This window comes from Streptomyces sp. NPDC054866 (genome assembly GCF_053610745.1).
In genome coordinates, this window is the sequence record NZ_JBSGZA010000001.1 from 280,865 (window position 1) to 297,980 (window position 17,116).

A 17,116-nucleotide genomic window follows, 5' to 3' on the forward strand; every position below is an offset into this window, starting at 1 on the left:
GTGAGGGTCACCCTGGAAGATCCGGTCGATAGCCGCTTGACGAGACCGGTGCCCGGCCCCGGAGCGGCTGCGGACCGGGCGCCCGCCCTACTCCCCGTGAGGGTCACCCTGGAAGATCCGGTCGATAGCCGCTTGACGAGACCGGTGCCCGGCCCCGGAGCGGCTGCGGATCGGGCGCCCGCCCTACTCCCAGTGACGGTCACCCCCGACGATCCGGTCGGCAGCCGCTTGACGAGACCGGTGCCCATTCCCGGACCGGCTGCGGATCGGGCGTCCGCCCTTCTCCCCGTGACGGTCACGTCGGAAGATCGGGTCGGCAGTCGCTTGACGAGACCGGTGCCCGTTCCCGGAGCGGCTGCGGACCGGGCGTCCGCCTTCTCCCCGTGACGGTCACCCTGGAAGATCCGGCCGGTAGTCGCTTGACGAGACCGGCATCCATCCCCGAACCGGCTGCGGACCGGGCGGCAAGGGTGACCCGTGACGGTCACGCCGGAAGAACCAGTCCGCACTCGGCAGGAAAGCCTGACGGCCCCACGGGAGTGGTCGAAAGTTCCACCCCCTGGCCGTCCGGTCGTCTTCCCTCGCGCGGTGGAGGGGCGGGTGTCAAGGGTGGCCCGGAGGGTCATCGGCGTAGCCGACGCGACGCAGGAGCGCCCTTTACTCCCGGCCCGGAACCGCCAACCTCAGGACAACCGGGCGGCCCCGGTAACCCTCAACGCCCCCGCCCCAGCAAAGCCCCGCCCCGACCCCGCGCCCCCCCCACCGATCAGCTAGCCGTAAGCGCCGTAACCAGAGCCGGCGTGACCTGCGAGATCTGCCACCGCCTCGCCCCGTGCGAGGCCAGCGCCGCCGTCACGGAATCCGCGTCCACCTGAGTCGGCGGCTCCCAGCAGACCCTTCGTACCGTGTCCGGAGTGATCAGGTTCTCCTGCGGCATGTTCAGCTCCTCGGCCAGCGCCGAGACCGCCGCCCGCGCCGCGGAGAGGCGTGCCGCCGCTGCCGGGTCGCGGTCCGCCCAGGAGCGGGGCGGCGGAGGGCCGGAAACAGCCTGGCCCGGCTGTGGGAGCTCGGAGTCGGGCAGGGCCTTGGCCCTGTCCACCGCGGCCTGCCACTGCTCCAGCTGGCGTCGCCCCATGCGGTGCCCGAAGCCGGTCAGGCCGGCCAGCGCGTGCACGTTGGGCGGCAGCCCCAGCGCCGCCTCGACGATCGCGCCGTCACTGAGCACCTTGCCGGGCGACACGTCACGCCGCTGGGCCACCTTGTCGCGCGCGGTCCAGAGTTCCCGTACGACCGCCATCTGACGGCGGCGCCGGACCTTGTGCATGCCGGACGTGCGGCGCCAGGGGTCCACGCGGGGCGGCGGAGGCGGCGCCGAGGAGATCGCGTCGAACTCCTCGCGGGCCCACTCCAGCTTGCCCTGCCGGTCGAGCTCCTTCTCCAGCGCGTCCCGCAGGTCCACGAGCAGCTCGACGTCGAGCGCGGCGTAGCGAAGCCAGGGGTCGGGCAGGGGCCGCGTCGACCAGTCGACCGCCGAGTGGCCCTTCTCCAGGACGAAGCCGAGCACGCCCTCGACCATCGCGCCGAGGCCGACGCGGGGGAATCCCGCGAGGCGTCCCGCGAGCTCCGTGTCGAAGATGCTGGTGGGGATCATGCCTATTTCGCGGAGGCAGGGCAGGTCCTGCGTGGCGGCGTGCAGCACCCACTCCGCGCCGGAGATCGCCTCGCCGAGCTCCGACAGGTCGGGGCAGGCGACGGGGTCGATCAGGGTGCTGCCGGCGCCTTCACGGCGCAGCTGTACGAGGTAGGCACGCTGGCCGTACCGATAGCCGGACGCACGTTCGGCGTCCACGGCCACGGGGCCACTGCCTGCCGCGAATGCGGCGATCACCTCTGCGAGGGCGGTCTCGTCGGCGACCACCGGGGGGATGCCATCACGCGGCTCGTCCAAAGGGATCGGCGCCGTTTCGACGTCGTCCGGAGGGCCGCCTCCGGTGGTTCGCAGTGAGCTGTCTGCTGCGGTCTCTTGGGCGTCGGTCACCTGTCAAGGGTATCTGTGTATGCACAGCGCCCGTCGACGGAACGTTCCGTCGACGGGCGCGCGAGGGGTGTAAATGAGTCAGTGGATGATTCCGGTGCGCAGGGCCACCGCCACCATCCCGGCGCGGTCACCCGTGCCGAGCTTGCGTGCGATGCGGGCGAGGTGGCTCTTCACGGTCAGGGCGGAGAGCCCCATCGAGACACCGATGGCCTTGTTCGACTGACCCTCCGCGACGAGGCGGAGAACCTCCACCTCACGGCCGGACAGCTCGCGGTAGCCACCGGGGTGGCTGGGCGCGCCCGGCGGGCGGCGGTGCATTCGGGCGGCGGCCGAGCCGATGGGCGCGGCGCCGGGGCGGGTGGGGAGACCGACGTTGTTGCGGGTGCCGGTGACGACGTAGCCCTTGACGCCGCCCGCGAGGGCGTTGCGTACGGCGCCGATGTCATCGGCGGCGGAGAGGGCGAGGCCGTTCGGCCAGCCCGCCGCGCGGGTTTCTGAGAGGAGCGTCAGGCCGGAGCCGTCGGGGAGGTGGACGTCTGCGACGCAGATGTCACGGGGGTTGCCGATGCGGGGACGAGCCTCCGCGATCGACGAGGCCTCGATCACGTCGCGTACACCGAGGGCCCACAGGTGGCGGGTGACGGTGGAGCGGACGCGCGGGTCGGCCACGACGACCATGGCGGTCGGCTTGTTCGGGCGGTAGGCGACCAGGCTTGCGGGCTGCTCGAGGAGAACGGACACCAGGCCTCCTGGGGTGCGGGACGTAAGCCGGCTCGGGGATGAAGCCGGAGCGAACCGTGCTTTCAAGGTCACAAACCTCTTCGGCACCAAACCCGCCCGCCTTTAGAGAATGATCACGATTTGGTGAGTAACAATTCGGGCGATTCGGACATGCGATCGATCATCCGAAGATCAACCCGAATCGCAGTCGTTCAGAATCGCTCATCCGCGTGATCGTTCGGTCCAGCGGACCCGCCCCCGTCTTCCACCCCCGCTTCCACCCCCGCGCCCCCGCCCTCCGTCAAGGCGTCTGCGGCCCCCGCCGCTGCGGCAGCGACACCACGGACCCGTCGCCGCCGTGCCCCTGGTTCGCCGGCGGCAGGCCCGCCACCTGGCAGAGCAGATCGCACCACGCCGCGAGATGCGCCGCCGTGTCCGGCGCCCCGCCGGGTCCCTCGCGCGGTGTCCACGACGCCCGGATCTCGATCTGTGACGCGGGCGGCCGCTCGGAGAGCCCGCCGAAGTAGTGCGAGCCCGCGCGCGTGACGGTGCCGCTCGGCTCCCCGCAGGCCAGGCCGCGCGCCTGTAGCGCGCCCGTCAGCCAGGACCAGCAGACCTCCGGAAGGAGCGGGTCCGCCGCCATCTCCGGTTCCAGTTCCGCGCGGACGAGTGTGACGAGGCGGAAGGTGCCCTGCCAGGCGTCGTGCCCCGCCGGGTCGTGCAGCAGGACGAGCCGTCCGTCCGCGAGGTCCTCGTCGCCTTCGACCACCGCCGCCTCCAGGGCGTACGCGTGCGGGGCCAGGCGCTGTGGCGGCCGCGTCGGGTCGATCTCGATCTCAGGCCGAAGCCGTGCCCCGCGCAGCGCCTCGACCGCCGCGCGAAAGGGCAACGGAGTCGAATCCGCCACCTTCCCCTCCGTACTTTCCATCTCGCCAGCGCCGTCCGACCGTTGTCCTTGAGCCGCAGCCATGCGGGGAAGATTAAGGGGAACGGCGGCTTCGCGCAGGGAGAGACACCCGTGCGAGGGGCCCCGGTCAAGGCAGCGTGCCCCTCCGGGAGGAGGTCGGGCGGGGGTCGGGCAGGGGCTGGCCGGGCGCGTGCGAGACTTTCCCGCGTGAGTGCCAACAACAGCCAGAGCCCCGCGGGCCGGCAGAACGCAGCGACGTACGACTCCGCTTTCATGAAGGCGTGCAGGCGCGAGCCCGTGCCGCACACGCCGGTCTGGTTCATGCGGCAGGCCGGGCGCTCACTCCCCGAGTACCGCAAGGTGCGCGAGGGCACGGCCATGCTGGAGTCGTGCATGATGCCGGAGCTGGTCACGGAGATCACGCTGCAGCCGGTGCGCCGCCACAAGGTCGACGCCGCGATCTACTTCAGCGACATCGTCGTCCCGCTCAAGGCCATCGGCATCGACCTCGACATCAAGCCGGGCATCGGCCCGGTCGTCGCCAACCCCATCCGCTCGCGCGCCGACCTCGCCCAGCTGCGGGATCTGACGCCGGACGACGTGGGTTACGTGACGCAGGCGATCGGCATGCTGACGGCCGAGCTGGGGTCGACGCCCCTCATCGGATTCGCCGGCGCACCTTTCACCCTCGCGAGCTACCTGGTCGAGGGCGGTCCGAGCCGTAACCACGAGCACACCAAGGCGCTCATGTACGGCGACCCGCAGCTGTGGGCTGATCTGCTCGACCGGCTCGCGGAGATCACCGGCGCCTTCCTCAAGGTGCAGATCGAGGCGGGCGCGAGCGCCGTGCAGCTCTTCGACTCGTGGGTGGGCGCCCTTGCCCCCGCCGACTACCGGCGCTCCGTGATGCCCGCGTCGCAGAAGGTCTTCGACGCCGTGTCCTCGTACGGCGTTCCGCGCATCCACTTCGGTGTCGGCACGGGCGAACTGCTCGGTCTGATGGGCGAGGCGGGCGCCGACGTGATGGGCGTCGACTGGCGCGTCCCGATGGACGAGGCGGTACGCCGGGTCGGTCCCGGCAAGGCGCTGCAGGGGAACCTCGACCCGGCGGTCCTCTTCTCCACGCGGGAGGCGATCGAGGCCAAGACGGACGAGGTCCTGGACGCCGCGGCCGGGCTCGACGGCCACATCTTCAACCTCGGCCACGGCGTTCTGCCGTCCACGGACCCCGACGCCCTGACGCGCCTCGTGGAGCACGTCCACACGCGGACCGCTCGCTGACAAAGCCGTTTCGTAGTTGGCTGAAAATCTCGCCTGAATGTGACGGGTGTGGCGGGAGCGGGGGCCTAGCCAGGTGCCCGTACCGCCGCGACCGCCTTGCGCGCCGCCACCAGGACCGGGTCCCACACCGGTGAGAACGGCGGTGCGTAGCCGAGGTCGAGTGCGGTCATCTGGTCCACCGTCATCCGGGCCGTCAGGGCCACGGCGGCGATGTCGACGCGCTTGCCCGCTCCCTCGCGGCCGACGATCTGGACGCCGAGCAGCCGTCCCGTGAGGCGCTCGGCGAGCATCTTCACGGTCATCACGGCCGCACCGGGGTAATAGCCGGCGCGGCTCGTCGACTCGATGGTCACCGACACGAACTGCAGTCCCGCCGCCCGCGCCTCCTTCTCGCGCAGGCCGGTGCGGGCGATCTCCAGGTCGCAGACCTTGCTGACGGCCGTGCCGACGACACCGGGGAAGGTCGCGTAACTCCCGCCCACGTTCGAGCCGATGACCTGACCGTGCTTGTTGGCGTGGGTGCCGAGCGCGATGTGGCGCTCGCGGCCCGAGACCAGGTCGAGGACCTCGACGCAGTCGCCGCCCGCCCAGATGTTCTCGTGGCCCCGCACCCGCATCGCGAGATCCGTGAGCAGCCCGCCGTACTCGCCGAGCGGAAGACCCGCCGCGCGGGCGAGCTGCGTCTCGGGGCGCACGCCGATGCCGAGCACCACGACGTCCGCCGGATACTCCGCGTCCTCGGTGGCCACCGCCCTGACCCGGCCGTCGTCACCGGTGAGGATCTTGGTGACCTCGGCGCCGTTCACCATCTCGATGCCCATGCCGGACATCGCGTCATGGACGAGGCGGCCCATGTCCGGGTCGAGCGTCGACATCGGTTCCGTGCCGCGGTTGACGACCGTGACCTCGTAGCGGCGCTGGATGAGGGCCTCGGCCATCTCGACGCCGATGTAACCGGCGCCGATGACGACCGCCCTGCGGCCCTCCGTGCCCGCCAGCGTGTCCAGGAGCGCCTGGCCGTCGTCCAGGGTCTGCACACCGTGCACGCCGGGGGCGTCGATGCCGGGCAGGGAGGGACGGACCGGACGGGCACCGGTGCCGATCACGAGCTTGTCGTACGACGTCCAGGCCTCGGCCCCGGACTCCAGGTCCCGCGTGCGGACCCGGCCGCCCTCGACGTCGATCTCCATGACCTCCGTACGCATCCGCAGGTCGATGTCGCGGGCCCGGTGCTCCTCGGGCGTACGTGCGATCAGCTCGTCCCGCGAAGGGACGTCGCCGCCGACCCAGTAGGGGATGCCGCAGGCCGAGTACGAGGTGAAGTGGCCGCGCTCGAACGCGACGATCTCCAGCTTGTCCGGACCCTTGAGCCTGCGTGCCTGCGACGCGGCGGACATGCCCGCCGCGTCACCCCCGATGACCACCAGTCGTTCCTTCGCGATCCTCATACGGACACGCTACGACGCGGCGGCAGTTGAAGGCCTCCAGGCGGCCGCTAGTCGTCATCGCCCTCGCGCGCCGGTGCGGCCGGGGCCGCGGGAGCCGCCGCCACAGCGGGCCGACGCGGCAGCCGGGGCCGTACCAGGCGCTGCCACAGCAGGAAGAGCAGCGCCGCCACCGCCGCGAACGGCAGGATCGCGCCGAGGACGACCGCGAGCCACCGCAGCATCGTCACGAAGGCGCTCCAGCCGCCGGACAGCGCGTCCACGAACGTCGGGTCGTCGTCGTCCGCGTCCGCCTTCTTCACGGCCGTCTCGCTGAGCGAGAGCGTGATGGTGGACATGCTCGTACGGTCCTTGAGCGAGGACTGCTGCGCGAGCAGCGCCTCCAGTTCGGACTGACGGGTGCTCAACTCCCCTTCCAGGGTGACGACATCACTCAGCTTCGTCGCCTTGTCCATCAGCTCCCGCACCCGCGCCACGCTCGCCCGCTGCGACTTGATGCGGCTCTCCACGTCGACGACCTGCTCGGTGACGTCCTGCGCCTTGGCCTTGCGCTCGATCAACTTGCCCGTGCCTTCGAGGGAGGTGAGGACCTCGTCGTACTGCTCCTGCGGGACGCGCAGCACGATGCGGGAGCGTTCGTGGCCGCGGCCGTCGCGGTCCGTGGTCTCGTCGCCGACGACGCCGCCCGCGTCGGTGGCCGCCGCGCGCGCCTCGTCCAGGGCCTTCGGTACGTCCTTGACGCGGACGGTCAGGGTGGCGGTGCGGATGATGTGCGTGGCGGTGAGCTTGGGCGGCTTCTTCTGACCGGACTTGTCCGCCTGGCCGCCGCCCACTCCTTTGTCGTCCTGGTTGCCGGGCGCGTACGCGTCCTCGCGCGCGGCGCCGCCCGCCGCCTTGTCGCTGTCGCCGCCGCTGTCGCCGCCCGCGCTGCACCCGGTGAGCGCGAGGGCGACCGCGAGCAGGACGGCCGAGAGTGCCTGGACGGTGCGGTGCCTTGACGTGCTCTTGCTGGACGCGTGCATCTCGACGTACCCCCCGAGGGTCGTGGTGACTGTTGCTCCTTTGACGCCGGGGAGGGGCGGAACGATGGTTGCTGGCCGGTCCCGATGGGGTCACGGTCGGGACTCGCGCGGCTCGCGGAGCACGACTCGTAAAGTGGAGGCATGCGCGAAACGGACACACGTACGGGCCATGTCGTTGTCATCGGTGGCGGGATCGCCGGACTGGCCGCCGCCCACCGCTTGCTCGACACCGGGGCCCGCGTGACCGTCCTGGAAGCCTCCGACCGGCTCGGCGGCAAGCTGCTCCCCGGTGAGATCGAAGGCGTCCGCGTCGACCTCGGCGCCGAGTCGATGCTGGCCCGCCGCCCGGAGGCCGTCGCCCTCGCCCGGGAGGTGGGCCTCGCCGACCGGCTGCAGCCGCCCGCCACGGCGACCGCCGCGATCTGGACCCGCGGGGCCCTGCGGCCGATGCCGAAGGGTCACGTCATGGGTGTGCCCGGCGACGCCTCGGCCCTCTCCGGAGTGCTCTCCGACGAAGGTCTTCGGCGCATCGAGCGGGACCGTGAGCTGCCGCGCACCGAGGTCGGGGACGACGTCGCGGTCGGCGAGTACGTGGCCGCGCGCCTCGGCCGCGAGGTCGTCGACCGCCTCGTGGAGCCGCTGCTCGGCGGGGTGTACGCGGGCGACGCGTACCGCATCTCGATGCGCTCGGCCGTCCCGCAGCTCTTCGAGGCAGCCCGCACGCACGCCTCGCTCACGGAGGGCGTGCGCGAGATCCAGGCCCGCGCCGCGCAGAACCAGCAGACCGGGCCCGTCTTCATGGGCATCGAGGGCGGCGTCGGTCAACTGCCGCTCGCGGTCGCGGAGTCGGTACGCGCGCGTGGCGGGGAGATCCGCACGGGGGCGCCGGTCACCGAGCTGCGGCGCACCCCGGAGGGCTGGCAGGTGACCGTGGGGGAGCAGACCATCGACGCCGAAGCCGCGGTCGTCGCCGTGCCCGCCTACGCCGCCGCCGCGCTCCTCGGCGTCGAGGCGCCCGCCGCCGCGGCCGAGCTCGCCACCGTCGAGTACGCCTCCATGGCCCTGATGACCCTCGCCTACCGCCGCAGCGAGATCGACCTCCCCGAAGGCAGCGGTTTTCTGGTGCCGCCCGTCGACGGGCACACCATCAAGGCGTCCACCTTCGCCTCGCGCAAGTGGGGTTGGATCGCCGAGGAAGACCCTGACCTGCTGGTTCTGCGTACGTCAGTGGGGCGGTACGGCGAGACGAAGATCCTGGAGCGTGACGACGCCGACCTCATCGCGCTCTCCCGGCGCGACCTGCGCGCGGCCACAGGCCTCGACGCCGAACCCGTCGCCACCCGCGTCACCCGCTGGCACGACGGCCTGCCGCAGTACCCCGTCGGCCACCACGCGCGCGTGGCCCGCGTCCGCGAGCACGTGAGCAAGCTGCCCGGCCTCGCCGTGTGCGGAGCGGCGTACGACGGAGTGGGCATCCCCGCCTGCATCGCGAGCGCGTACGCCGCCGTCGATCAGCTGGGCGGTGACCTGGCCGGTGTGCAGGAGCTCACCGCCAACCCGGTGCAGAGCCTGCACGGCGGCGGAGGAGAATAGGGCCATGAGTGACGACGCCCCCGCCAAGAGCCCGAACGCGGGCAAGAAGGCCAAGGACCTCAACGAGGTCATCCGCTACACGCTGTGGTCGGTCTTCAAGCTGCGCGACCTGCTGCCCGAGGACCGTGCCGGCTACGCCGACGAGGTCCAGGAGCTGTTCGACCAGCTCGCCGCCAAGGACATCACCGTCCGCGGCACGTACGACGTGTCGGGGCTCCGCGCCGACGCGGACGTCATGATCTGGTGGCACGCCGAGACCTCCGACGAGCTGCAGGAGGCCTACAACCTCTTCCGCCGCACCAAGCTGGGCCGCGCCCTTGAGCCGGTCTGGTCGAACATGGCGCTGCACCGCCCCGCCGAGTTCAACAAGTCGCACATCCCGGCCTTCCTGGCCGACGAGACGCCGCGCAACTACGTCAGCGTCTACCCCTTCGTGCGCTCCTACGACTGGTACCTGCTGCCCGACGAGGACCGGCGCCGCATGCTCAAGGACCACGGCATGATGGCCCGCGGCTACCCCGACGTGCGCGCCAACACGGTCGCCTCGTTCTCGCTCGGCGACTACGAGTGGATGCTCGCCTTCGAGGCGGACGAGCTGTACCGCATCGTCGACCTCATGCGGCACCTGCGCGCCTCCGAGGCCCGCATGCACGTCCGTGAAGAGGTGCCGTTCTACACCGGGCGCCGCAAGTCGGTGGCCGAGCTCGTGGCGGGCCTCGCCTAGTTAATTCGGTTGCCGCGCCCGCCGGGTGCGCGTTTCATCGAGAGGTCGTAGCAGAGAAGGCGTAGCCGAGAACGAAGGATGGTGCGTGTATGCCCAGGGCCCCGCGGAACAGCTCGAAGCCAGCCCATTCCGCGACGCACTGGAGTCCACCCCACCATGTCCCGCAACACCTCTCGGCGGGCCCGCACTGAAGCGCGCGCCCAGTCCTTCCGCTGCCTGCAGTGCGGTCTCGACGTATCGATGACCGCGCTGGGCACCGACCACCGCAACCACTGCCCGAACTGCCTGTGGAGCCGTCACCTCGACGACACCCCGGGTGACCGGGCCGCGGAGTGCGGCGCCCGGATGGAACCCCTCGCCATCTCCGTACGAGGAGACGGCGAGTGGGTTCTGGTCCACCGCTGCACGCACTGCGGCGTCCTGCACGCCAACCGCACGGCGGGCGACGACAACGCCCTGCCGCTGACCCGGCTCGCGGTGCGCCCGCTGGCACAGCCGCCGTTCCCGCTGGAGCGGCTCGGCGCGCTGTGACCGGCTAGGGCTTCTTGGGAAGAGCCGCTGCCCGCGCGCCGGACAGCGGCTTGGGCTCCTTGTGCGGTGCGCACTCCGCGCGCCGTACGGGGAGCCTGCCCTCAAGGAGGTACGCCTCCATGTGGCCGTTGACGCACTTGTTGGGTCCCGCGCCGATGCCGTGGGTGCCCGCGTCCCGCTCGGTCACCAGGACCGAACCCGCCAGCCTGCGGTTCAGCTCCTTGGCGCCCGCGTACGGGGTCGCCGCGTCCCGCTCGGCGGCCAGGATCAGCGTCGGGGCGAGCTCGCCCTCATCGGTGCGGACGTCCAGGGGCTGCTGCCGGGCCTCGGGCCAGTAGGCGCACGGCAGGTTCATCCAGGCGTTGTCCCAGGTCTCGAAGGGCGCGGTGCGCGCGAGGAGTGAGTTGTCGCGGTTCCAGGTCTTGAAGTCCGTCGGCCAGGGCGCGTCATTGCACTCGACCGCGGTGTAGACCGCGTTGCCGTTCTCCTGCTCCTTGGCCGCCTTCGGCTCGGGCGCCGCCTGCTCGATCAGCGGCTTCGGGTTGCCCTTCACATACGCCGAGAGCGCCGACGCGCGCGCCGGCCAGTAGTCGTCGTAGTAGCCGGCCTGGAGGTACGCCGACTGCAGCTGGCCGGGGCCGACCTTGCCGCCCGCGGGCTTGGTCGCAAGCTGGTCCCGCACCTTCTCGTAGCTGCGCAGCACCGCCTCGGGCGTCTTGCCCAGGTGGTACGTCTTGTCGTGCTTGGCCACCCACGTGCGGAAGTCGCCCCAGCGCTGCTCGAAGGCCGCGGACTGGTCGAGGTTGTTGCGGTACCAGATCTGCGCGGGGTCAGGGTTGACCGCCGAGTCGAAGACCATGCGGCGCACGTGCGTGGGGAAGAGCGAGGCGTACACGGCGCCGAAGTAGGTCCCGTACGAGGCGCCCATGAAGGTCAGCTTCTTCTCGCCGAGCGCGGCCCGCAGCACATCCAGGTCACGGGCGTTGTTCAGGCTCGTGTAGTGCCGCACGGCCTTCCCCGAGCGCTTGACGCAGCCCTCCGCGTACGCCTTCGCCTGCGCGATCCGCTTCAGCTTGTACGCGGTGTCGGGGTGGGTCGGCGCCTGCGTCGGGGCCTTGGCGAACTCCTTGGGGTCCTGGCAGGAGATCGGGGCCGAGCGGCCGACACCGCGCGGTGCGTAGCCCACGAGGTCGTACGCCGCCGCGATGCGCTTCCACTCGGGGATCATGCCGGCCATCGGGAAGTACATGCCGGACCCGCCGGGACCGCCGGGGTTGAACACAAGGGCGCCCTGCCGCTTGACGGCCTTGCCGCGTCGCGGTTCGGCCCGCTCCGTGGCCTTGGTGCGGCTGACGGTCAGGCTGATCTGCTTGCCGTCCGGGTGCGCGTAGTCGAGCGGCACCGAGACCGTGCCGCACTTGATCGAGGGGGGCAGGCTCTCCACCTTGGGGCAGGCGCCGAAGCGGATACCGGCCGCCTGCGCGCGCCGGGCCGCGACCTGGGTGCCGTGGGCTTCCGCCTCCGCGTAGAGGGACGGGTAGGGGTAGGTGTCGGCCGCGGACGCGCTTCCCGTGGGGGCGGCGACGAGTGCGGTCAGGACCAAGGATCCGGCGGTTCCGTAGAGGGCGGCTGCTGCTCTCATCGCTCTTCATCCCTTCATTCGGCCGTGCGTTGCTCGAACAAAAGGGATGATTCGTTTGGTAATAGGCGAAGTAAAGCACCGCCCCGCCGGTGTCGGGCGTGTCGGGCTCAATGACCCCGATGCGCCGTGTCCCGGTGTGCGAAGGCCGCTCGGAGTTCCGGGTCGGCGAGGGCGCGGGTGCCGCGTACGGCCACGGCGGTGAGGTCGGAGCCGCCGCGCGCGGGGAGCGCGCTCAGGAGGAGCTGGCCCGCGGGCGAGGCCCAGCGGGGGTAGGGGTGGATCTCGAAGCGGGCCACGGCCAGGCAGCTCGCGTTCAGGACGAGGGGCAGCGCGAACCAGAGCGCCACGGGCACCTGTCCCGGCGGCTCCTGGGTGGGCATCAGGAGCGCGACGGCCCCGAGCGCGACCACCACGACCGCGGCGGCCCGCACCTGCCGGACCGCTCCCGCGACCCCCGACCAGGAGCCTTCGGGCAGGGCGAGTCCCGCCGCGACGAGACGGTCGGCGAGGGCCCGCATCGCGTCGGTGCCGGCCGCAGCGCGGCGCACCGGCGCTATCGGCGACTGCCCGCCGGGCCCTATCGCGCCGAGCACGGAGCGCTCCATGTCGTCGCCGCCCACCGGGTCGACGACCGTCGCCCAGCCGGTGTGCGCGAGCAGCAGGCGCCGGGCGCGGGCCATCGACACCAGGGTGAGGTCGGTGACGCGGGCGGGACCGCCGGAGAGGAACGCGGCTTCGTAGAGCGTCAGTTCATGGCGGTGCCCCGGGGCCGCGCCGTGCGGGGCGGCGCGGTACGCGGTGAGGCAGAGCCGAGCACAGGACAGGCCCGTCGCGACCCAGGCCACGAGAAGGAGCGGAAGCCAGAACATGCCGGTGTTGTATGCGAGGGAGCGGGGGCCGCGCCATGGGTTATTCAGCATGCGGACGCGGGATCGCGGGTACGTAACGTTCCGTTTTGCCGCGGGGCTTTTCCTTGCGCCCGCCCTTGTCGCCACCCTTATCTCTCTCCTCATCCGTGGGCTTGGGGCGGGAGGCCGGTGGGGGCAGCGAGAAGGTGGGGGAGGGGGAGACCGGGGTCGCCGGGGACGGCGACCGGGTCGGGCCCGGCGGGGCGGGGGAGCGGGTCACGGGGACGGGGCCCGCCGACGCCGCGTCGCGCGCCAGATCGTCGAAGTCGACGAGGCCGGTGCCTTCGAGGACCGTGATGTGGTCGAGGACCGTCGTGTTCGCGTCGTCCGCGAGCGTGCGCACCAGCGAGTTGCGGGTGGTCGCGCGGACCTCGGCGACCACCGAGAAGACCTTGCCGTGGGCGGCGCGCAGGATGTTGGCGAACTTCTCGTCGTACGCGTCGCCGTGCGCGTCGCTCATCTCGTCGAGCCAGCCCCGCTGTTGCGCGGTCGGCTGGTTGGGCAGTTCCAGGTTGAGCTGCGTCGCCACCTCGCGCACCCGCGCGTCCAGGAACGTATGGCCCTCGACGAGGTGCTCGCCCGCCGTCTTGACGGCCTTGTTGGTGCCGCGCGCCTCGGCCTGCTGGCCGGCGGGGAGTTCCCAGAGGCCCGCGAGCCGCACCTTGGTGATGAAGTCCCGGTCGAGCGCGGAGAGCGGGCCGAACTCCGTCGACACGGTCTCCGCGTCGAGTCTGTCCACGCCGGTTCCCGACCTGTCCTCGTACGACCAGACGGGAAAGAGCAGCGCGGCCAGTGTCGCGACGAGCCCCGCGACGATGAGGCCGGTGCCGTTGATGGATCGCATGGCGCCTCCTGTTGCGGCACCGCACGTTAGTGCGCCACGGAGAGGCGCCTGCCGGTTACCGCCCGGAGTACGTCAACTGCCGTACGGGTAAGGGGCATGGGATGCGGGGCGGGCGGTGCTCGCGCGGGGATGCGGGCCGGGTGCCGTTCGCACGCCGGGGGCGGGAGGCCTAGGAGCTGCCTCCGCCGCCTCCTCCGCAGCCGCCACCGCCTCCGCCCCCGCCTCCACCGCAGGAGGACGAAGAGCCCCCGCCGCCGGAACTCCCGCAGCTGGAGCCGCCGCACGAGGAGCTGCCCCCGCCGCCCCCGCTGCCTCCGCACCACGCGATGGTGCCGGTGCTTGAGCTCGCGTACGACGAGGACGTCGCCGCCGTACGTCCCGGCCGGATGCGGTGCGCGGCCTGCAACTGCGCGCGCAGTTCGGGGTCGAGGACGCCGACCAGGCCCTCCACCGCCACGCGGTGCGCCGCGCCGGACACGTGCGCGCCCGCTGCTCGGTACTCCGCGAGAGCGGTCCGGCCCGTGGGGGTCACCCGGGTGCGGGTGGCCCGGCTGCAGAGCTGGCCGATCAGGGCGCCGAGCACCCAGGCCACGATCAGGAGGATGGTCGACGCGCTCACGGGGTCCCAGGAGGGGCCGTCGCCGTCCTCGGCGGCGATGACACCGATGGCGAGGAAGAACCCGGCGAAGACCAGGGCGTTGTGCCGGATCTTGCGGCGCCGCAGGCGATCCAGGACCTCGGGGCGCACCAGCAGGCCGCGCCGGGCCATCGCGTCACCGACCGCCTGTACGGCGGGGCTGCGCATCACGCCGATGCGCAGCCAGTGCAGGGCGCCGCTCGGCGCGGCGGCGTGGGCCTGGAGCACCGCGCCCTCGACGGGGTTGCGGACCTCGGGCGACTGGATCGCGACGATGCCGGGGAAGGCGACCACCAGGCGCCCGTCCTCGTGCAGGGCCGCGATCGCGGCGTCGGCGACCCGGCCGGGGCCGCCGGCGAGGAAGGCGGCCTCCAAGGGGTCGAACACGGCTCCGTGCTGTGCGTCCGGCTGCGGAGGCGCGGCCTGCCGTATGCGGGAGACGCCGACGAGGAGACCGGCCGTCGAGGCCGCGAGGAGAAGGGCGAAACAGACGGACAGGATCTCCACGGCCGCCGCCCCCTATCCCCGTCGCAGCGCGAACCGCGCCGCCCGCAGCCACCGCGTGACCGGCCGCGCGTCCAGCGGCGCGGGCCCGGACCGCTCCAGCCACCACCGGGTCAGCCTGCCGCGCGCCTCCGCGTCCTCGGGCCGCCCGGCGAGCAGCAGCCGCTCGGCGAAGTCCAGTGCGTCACGCCGGTATCCGCCGGACATCGGCCGCGACTGCGCGTACGCGATGAACTCCGGGCGATAGCTGTCGCCGAGGATCTCCGGCAGCTCGGGCGCCACCTTCGCCACGACGTCCGCCCGCTTGCCGGTCAACGCCCGGCTCTGCACGGCCAGCCGGGCCCGGTCGAACCCTTCGGGCGCGGGCGTCCCGGCCACCAGGGCGGAGAGGAGTGCGGTCTGGGCGAGGGCGAGGCGCTGGCGGGTGGCGTCCGGCACGGCGGCAGGGGCCGCGGCGGCCTGCGCCGTTCCGGAGGCGCACTCACCGGAGGCGGGCGCCTTCGTCCGCACCGTCGCCCGTATCGCGTCCAGCTCCCGTTCGAGCTCTTCCGGCGCCGGAAAGTTCTCGTCCCGCTCCAGCAGGACGCCCGGCGGGCTCACCCGTCCGGCGAGGTCCGAAAGGATCGCGAGGACCGGCTCAGGGACCGGGTGGGCGTGGCTGTCGTGCCAGACGCCGTCCCGCTCGAAGCCGCCCGCGACATGGACGTACGCGATGGCCTCGACCGGCAGCTCGTCCAGGGCCTTCGACGGGTCCTCGCCGCGGTTGACGTGGTTGGTGTGAAGGTTCGCGACATCGATGAGGAGGCGTACGCCCGTGCGCTCGGCGAGCTCGTAGAGGAACTGCCCCTCCGTCATCTCCTCGCCGGGCCAGGAGATCAGGGCCGCGATGTTCTCCACGGCGAGCGGCACCGGCAGCGTGTCCTGCGCGATGCGCACGTTCTCGCACAGCACGTCGAGGGCGTCGCGGGTGCGCGGCACCGGAAGCAGGTGGCCCGCCTCCAGCGGCTGCGAAGCCGTCAGCGGGCCCCCGGCGCGTACGAACGCGATGTGCTCGGTGACCAGCGGCGAGCCGAGTGTCTGCGCGCGCTCGGCGAGCGCGGCCAGACGCGTCTCGTCGGGGCGGTCGGCGCCGCCGAGGCCGAGCGAGACGCCGTGCGGCACCACCGTGACGCCCCGCTCGCGCAGCCGGAGGAGGGAGTCGGGGATGTGCCCGGGGCACAGGTTCTCCGCGACAGCCTCGACCCAGTCGATGCCGGGCATCCGTTCCACGGCGTCCGCGATCTCCGGACGCCACCCGATTCCGGTCCCCAGGTGCTTCATGTTCCCCCTCCTCCGCCAAGACCCCGCGTCGTGCTCGTGTCTTGTGAACGTGTGCAGGGGTCATGGCCCCGACAGACGCGGCCGAACCCCTGAGGGGGGACGTTCAGAGCTACATTTGAGGTTCCGGCCTGTCCGTGTTGACCTCCCCCGGCGGTGCGGGCGAGGGCCGCGACGTCGTGGACACATCACCGGTCGGGCCGGCCGGCGGGGGCTCCGGGGGAGCGACGCCGGAGGGCGGCGGAGGCCCGGTGGGGCTGGCCGTGGCGGTGGCGGCGCCGCCGTTCGCGATGTCGTCGAAGTCGACGAGGCCGGTCGCCTCCAGCATCGTGATGTGGTCGAGGACGGTCTGGTTGGAGTCGCTGGCCAGCTGCCGTATCAGCGTGTTGCGGGTGCTGTCCCGCACCTGCGCGATCACGCTGAACACCTTGCCGTGCGCGACCCGCAGCAGATTCGCGAACTTCCGCTGGTACTCCATGCCTTCGGCCTCGGTCAACTCCTGGAGCCAGCCCTGCTGTTGGGCGGTGGGCTGGTTCGGAAGCTCCACGCCGAGCTGCGCCGCGACCGCACGGGCCCGCTTGTCGAGGTCCGTGTGGCCGACGATCAGATGGTCACCCGCCTCCTTGATCGCCTCGGTCGGTGCCCGCTCGACGGCCTGCTGGCCCGCGGGCAGCTCCCACAGCCCGGCGAGGCGCACCTTCACGAGCAGATCGCGGTCGGCCGCCGAGAGCGGACCCCACTGGGTGGCCACCGACCCGGCGGCCAGATTGGCGGGCCCCGTGCCCGAACGGTCGGCGTAGGACCACATGGGGAACGCGAGCGCGCCCAGTGTGGCCACGAGTGCCGCGATGATCAGAGCCGTGCCGTTGATGCGCCGCAATGTGCCGTGCCTCCCTGCCCGTCAACCTGCCGTGGAGGCAAGCTACTTCCTGGTACCGGGAGATACGGAAGGGGCGTGCGTGATGTTCAACGCTTTGCGTGATCGGTGTGAGGCGCCGGTGGC

General features: G+C 72.1%; 15 protein-coding genes. 4 read left to right on the plus strand and 11 right to left on the minus strand.

The window, feature by feature from the left end; genetic code table 11:
- Positions 1–766: 766 nt before the first annotated feature.
- The 3 genes from ACWGI2_RS01095 to ACWGI2_RS01105 all read right to left on the minus strand — a co-directional run bounded on the left by ACWGI2_RS01095 (position 767) and on the right by ACWGI2_RS01105 (position 3,728).
- Complete coding sequence (locus ACWGI2_RS01095) at positions 767–2,038, minus strand: HRDC domain-containing protein (RefSeq protein ID WP_453692886.1); 1,272 nt, start codon at positions 2,036–2,038, stop codon at positions 767–769.
- Positions 2,039–2,116: 78 nt separating this feature from the next.
- Entirely contained in the window at positions 2,117–2,779 is a 663-nt protein-coding gene (locus tag ACWGI2_RS01100) for a response regulator transcription factor (RefSeq protein WP_160507754.1), read from the minus strand.
- 280 nt (positions 2,780–3,059) lie between these two features.
- On the minus strand, positions 3,060–3,728 hold the full coding sequence (locus tag ACWGI2_RS01105) for a DUF3000 domain-containing protein (protein ID WP_453692888.1): 669 nt from the start codon (positions 3,726–3,728) through the stop codon (positions 3,060–3,062).
- Between the two features lie 144 nt (positions 3,729–3,872).
- Here ACWGI2_RS01105 and hemE point away from each other — a divergent pair, with 144 nt between their 5' ends.
- On the plus strand, positions 3,873–4,946 hold the full coding sequence (gene hemE / locus ACWGI2_RS01110; protein ID WP_160507756.1) for a uroporphyrinogen decarboxylase: 1,074 nt from the start codon (positions 3,873–3,875) through the stop codon (positions 4,944–4,946).
- 65 nt (positions 4,947–5,011) lie between these two features.
- Here hemE and ACWGI2_RS01115 read toward each other — a convergent pair whose 3' ends face one another.
- On the minus strand, positions 5,012–6,394 hold the full coding sequence (locus tag ACWGI2_RS01115) for an FAD-dependent oxidoreductase (RefSeq protein WP_453692890.1): 1,383 nt from the start codon (positions 6,392–6,394) through the stop codon (positions 5,012–5,014).
- Between the two features lie 47 nt (positions 6,395–6,441).
- Positions 6,442–7,413 carry a DUF4349 domain-containing protein gene (locus tag ACWGI2_RS01120; RefSeq protein WP_453692892.1) on the minus strand — a complete coding sequence of 324 codons (972 nt, stop codon included), beginning with the start codon at positions 7,411–7,413 and terminating at the stop codon, positions 6,442–6,444.
- Positions 7,414–7,554: 141 nt separating this feature from the next.
- Here ACWGI2_RS01120 and hemG point away from each other — a divergent pair, with 141 nt between their 5' ends.
- From hemG to ACWGI2_RS01135, 3 genes are all read left to right on the plus strand, one after another.
- Positions 7,555–9,006 carry a protoporphyrinogen oxidase gene (gene hemG / locus ACWGI2_RS01125; RefSeq protein WP_453393982.1) on the plus strand — a complete coding sequence of 484 codons (1,452 nt, stop codon included), beginning with the start codon at positions 7,555–7,557 and terminating at the stop codon, positions 9,004–9,006.
- Positions 9,007–9,010: 4 nt separating this feature from the next.
- A complete protein-coding gene (gene hemQ, locus ACWGI2_RS01130) occupies positions 9,011–9,730 on the plus strand; it encodes a hydrogen peroxide-dependent heme synthase (protein WP_367045746.1) in 720 nt (239 codons plus the stop codon).
- A 156-nt stretch (positions 9,731–9,886) separates the two neighbouring features.
- On the plus strand, positions 9,887–10,261 hold the full coding sequence (locus ACWGI2_RS01135) for an RNHCP domain-containing protein (protein ID WP_453393983.1): 375 nt from the start codon (positions 9,887–9,889) through the stop codon (positions 10,259–10,261).
- 4 nt (positions 10,262–10,265) lie between these two features.
- On the opposite strand, the gene ACWGI2_RS01140 is transcribed toward ACWGI2_RS01135, so the two are convergent.
- The 6 genes from ACWGI2_RS01140 to ACWGI2_RS01165 all read right to left on the minus strand — a co-directional run bounded on the left by ACWGI2_RS01140 (position 10,266) and on the right by ACWGI2_RS01165 (position 16,993).
- The gene (locus tag ACWGI2_RS01140; RefSeq protein ID WP_453393984.1) at positions 10,266–11,903 is read right to left on the minus strand and encodes an alpha/beta hydrolase; all 1,638 of its coding nucleotides are present in this window, start codon (positions 11,901–11,903) and stop codon (positions 10,266–10,268) included.
- 107 nt (positions 11,904–12,010) lie between these two features.
- Positions 12,011–12,772: a TIGR04222 domain-containing membrane protein gene (locus tag ACWGI2_RS01145; RefSeq protein WP_453692894.1), complete on the minus strand. Its 762-nt coding sequence runs from the start codon at positions 12,770–12,772 to the stop codon at positions 12,011–12,013.
- A gap of 40 nt (positions 12,773–12,812) precedes the next feature.
- On the minus strand, positions 12,813–13,655 hold the full coding sequence (locus ACWGI2_RS01150; protein ID WP_453692896.1) for a DUF4142 domain-containing protein: 843 nt from the start codon (positions 13,653–13,655) through the stop codon (positions 12,813–12,815).
- Between the two features lie 169 nt (positions 13,656–13,824).
- A complete protein-coding gene (locus ACWGI2_RS01155) occupies positions 13,825–14,799 on the minus strand; it encodes a TIGR04222 domain-containing membrane protein (protein ID WP_453393986.1) in 975 nt (324 codons plus the stop codon).
- A 12-nt stretch (positions 14,800–14,811) separates the two neighbouring features.
- Positions 14,812–16,116: a DUF692 domain-containing protein gene (locus ACWGI2_RS01160; protein WP_453692898.1), complete on the minus strand. Its 1,305-nt coding sequence runs from the start codon at positions 16,114–16,116 to the stop codon at positions 14,812–14,814.
- Positions 16,117–16,225: 109 nt separating this feature from the next.
- Positions 16,226–16,993: a DUF4142 domain-containing protein gene (locus ACWGI2_RS01165; RefSeq protein ID WP_160507765.1), complete on the minus strand. Its 768-nt coding sequence runs from the start codon at positions 16,991–16,993 to the stop codon at positions 16,226–16,228.
- Positions 16,994–17,116 lie beyond the last annotated feature (123 nt).

Excerpts from the sequence above, each read along its gene's own strand:
- hemQ (WP_367045746.1), top strand. The coding sequence starts at position 9,011 with ATGAGTGACGACGCCCCCGCCAAGAGCCCGAACGCGGGCAAGAAGGCC.
- ACWGI2_RS01115 (WP_453692890.1), bottom strand. The coding sequence starts at position 6,394 with ATGAGGATCGCGAAGGAACGACTGGTGGTCATCGGGGGTGACGCGGCG.
- ACWGI2_RS01105 (WP_453692888.1), bottom strand. The coding sequence starts at position 3,728 with ATGGCTGCGGCTCAAGGACAACGGTCGGACGGCGCTGGCGAGATGGAA.
- ACWGI2_RS01150 (WP_453692896.1), bottom strand. The coding sequence starts at position 13,655 with ATGCGATCCATCAACGGCACCGGCCTCATCGTCGCGGGGCTCGTCGCG.
- ACWGI2_RS01120 (WP_453692892.1), bottom strand. The coding sequence starts at position 7,413 with ATGCACGCGTCCAGCAAGAGCACGTCAAGGCACCGCACCGTCCAGGCA.
- hemG (WP_453393982.1), top strand. The coding sequence starts at position 7,555 with ATGCGCGAAACGGACACACGTACGGGCCATGTCGTTGTCATCGGTGGC.
- ACWGI2_RS01145 (WP_453692894.1), bottom strand. The coding sequence starts at position 12,772 with ATGTTCTGGCTTCCGCTCCTTCTCGTGGCCTGGGTCGCGACGGGCCTG.
- ACWGI2_RS01140 (WP_453393984.1), bottom strand. The coding sequence starts at position 11,903 with ATGAGAGCAGCAGCCGCCCTCTACGGAACCGCCGGATCCTTGGTCCTG.
- ACWGI2_RS01160 (WP_453692898.1), bottom strand. The coding sequence starts at position 16,116 with ATGAAGCACCTGGGGACCGGAATCGGGTGGCGTCCGGAGATCGCGGAC.
- ACWGI2_RS01135 (WP_453393983.1), top strand. The coding sequence starts at position 9,887 with ATGTCCCGCAACACCTCTCGGCGGGCCCGCACTGAAGCGCGCGCCCAG.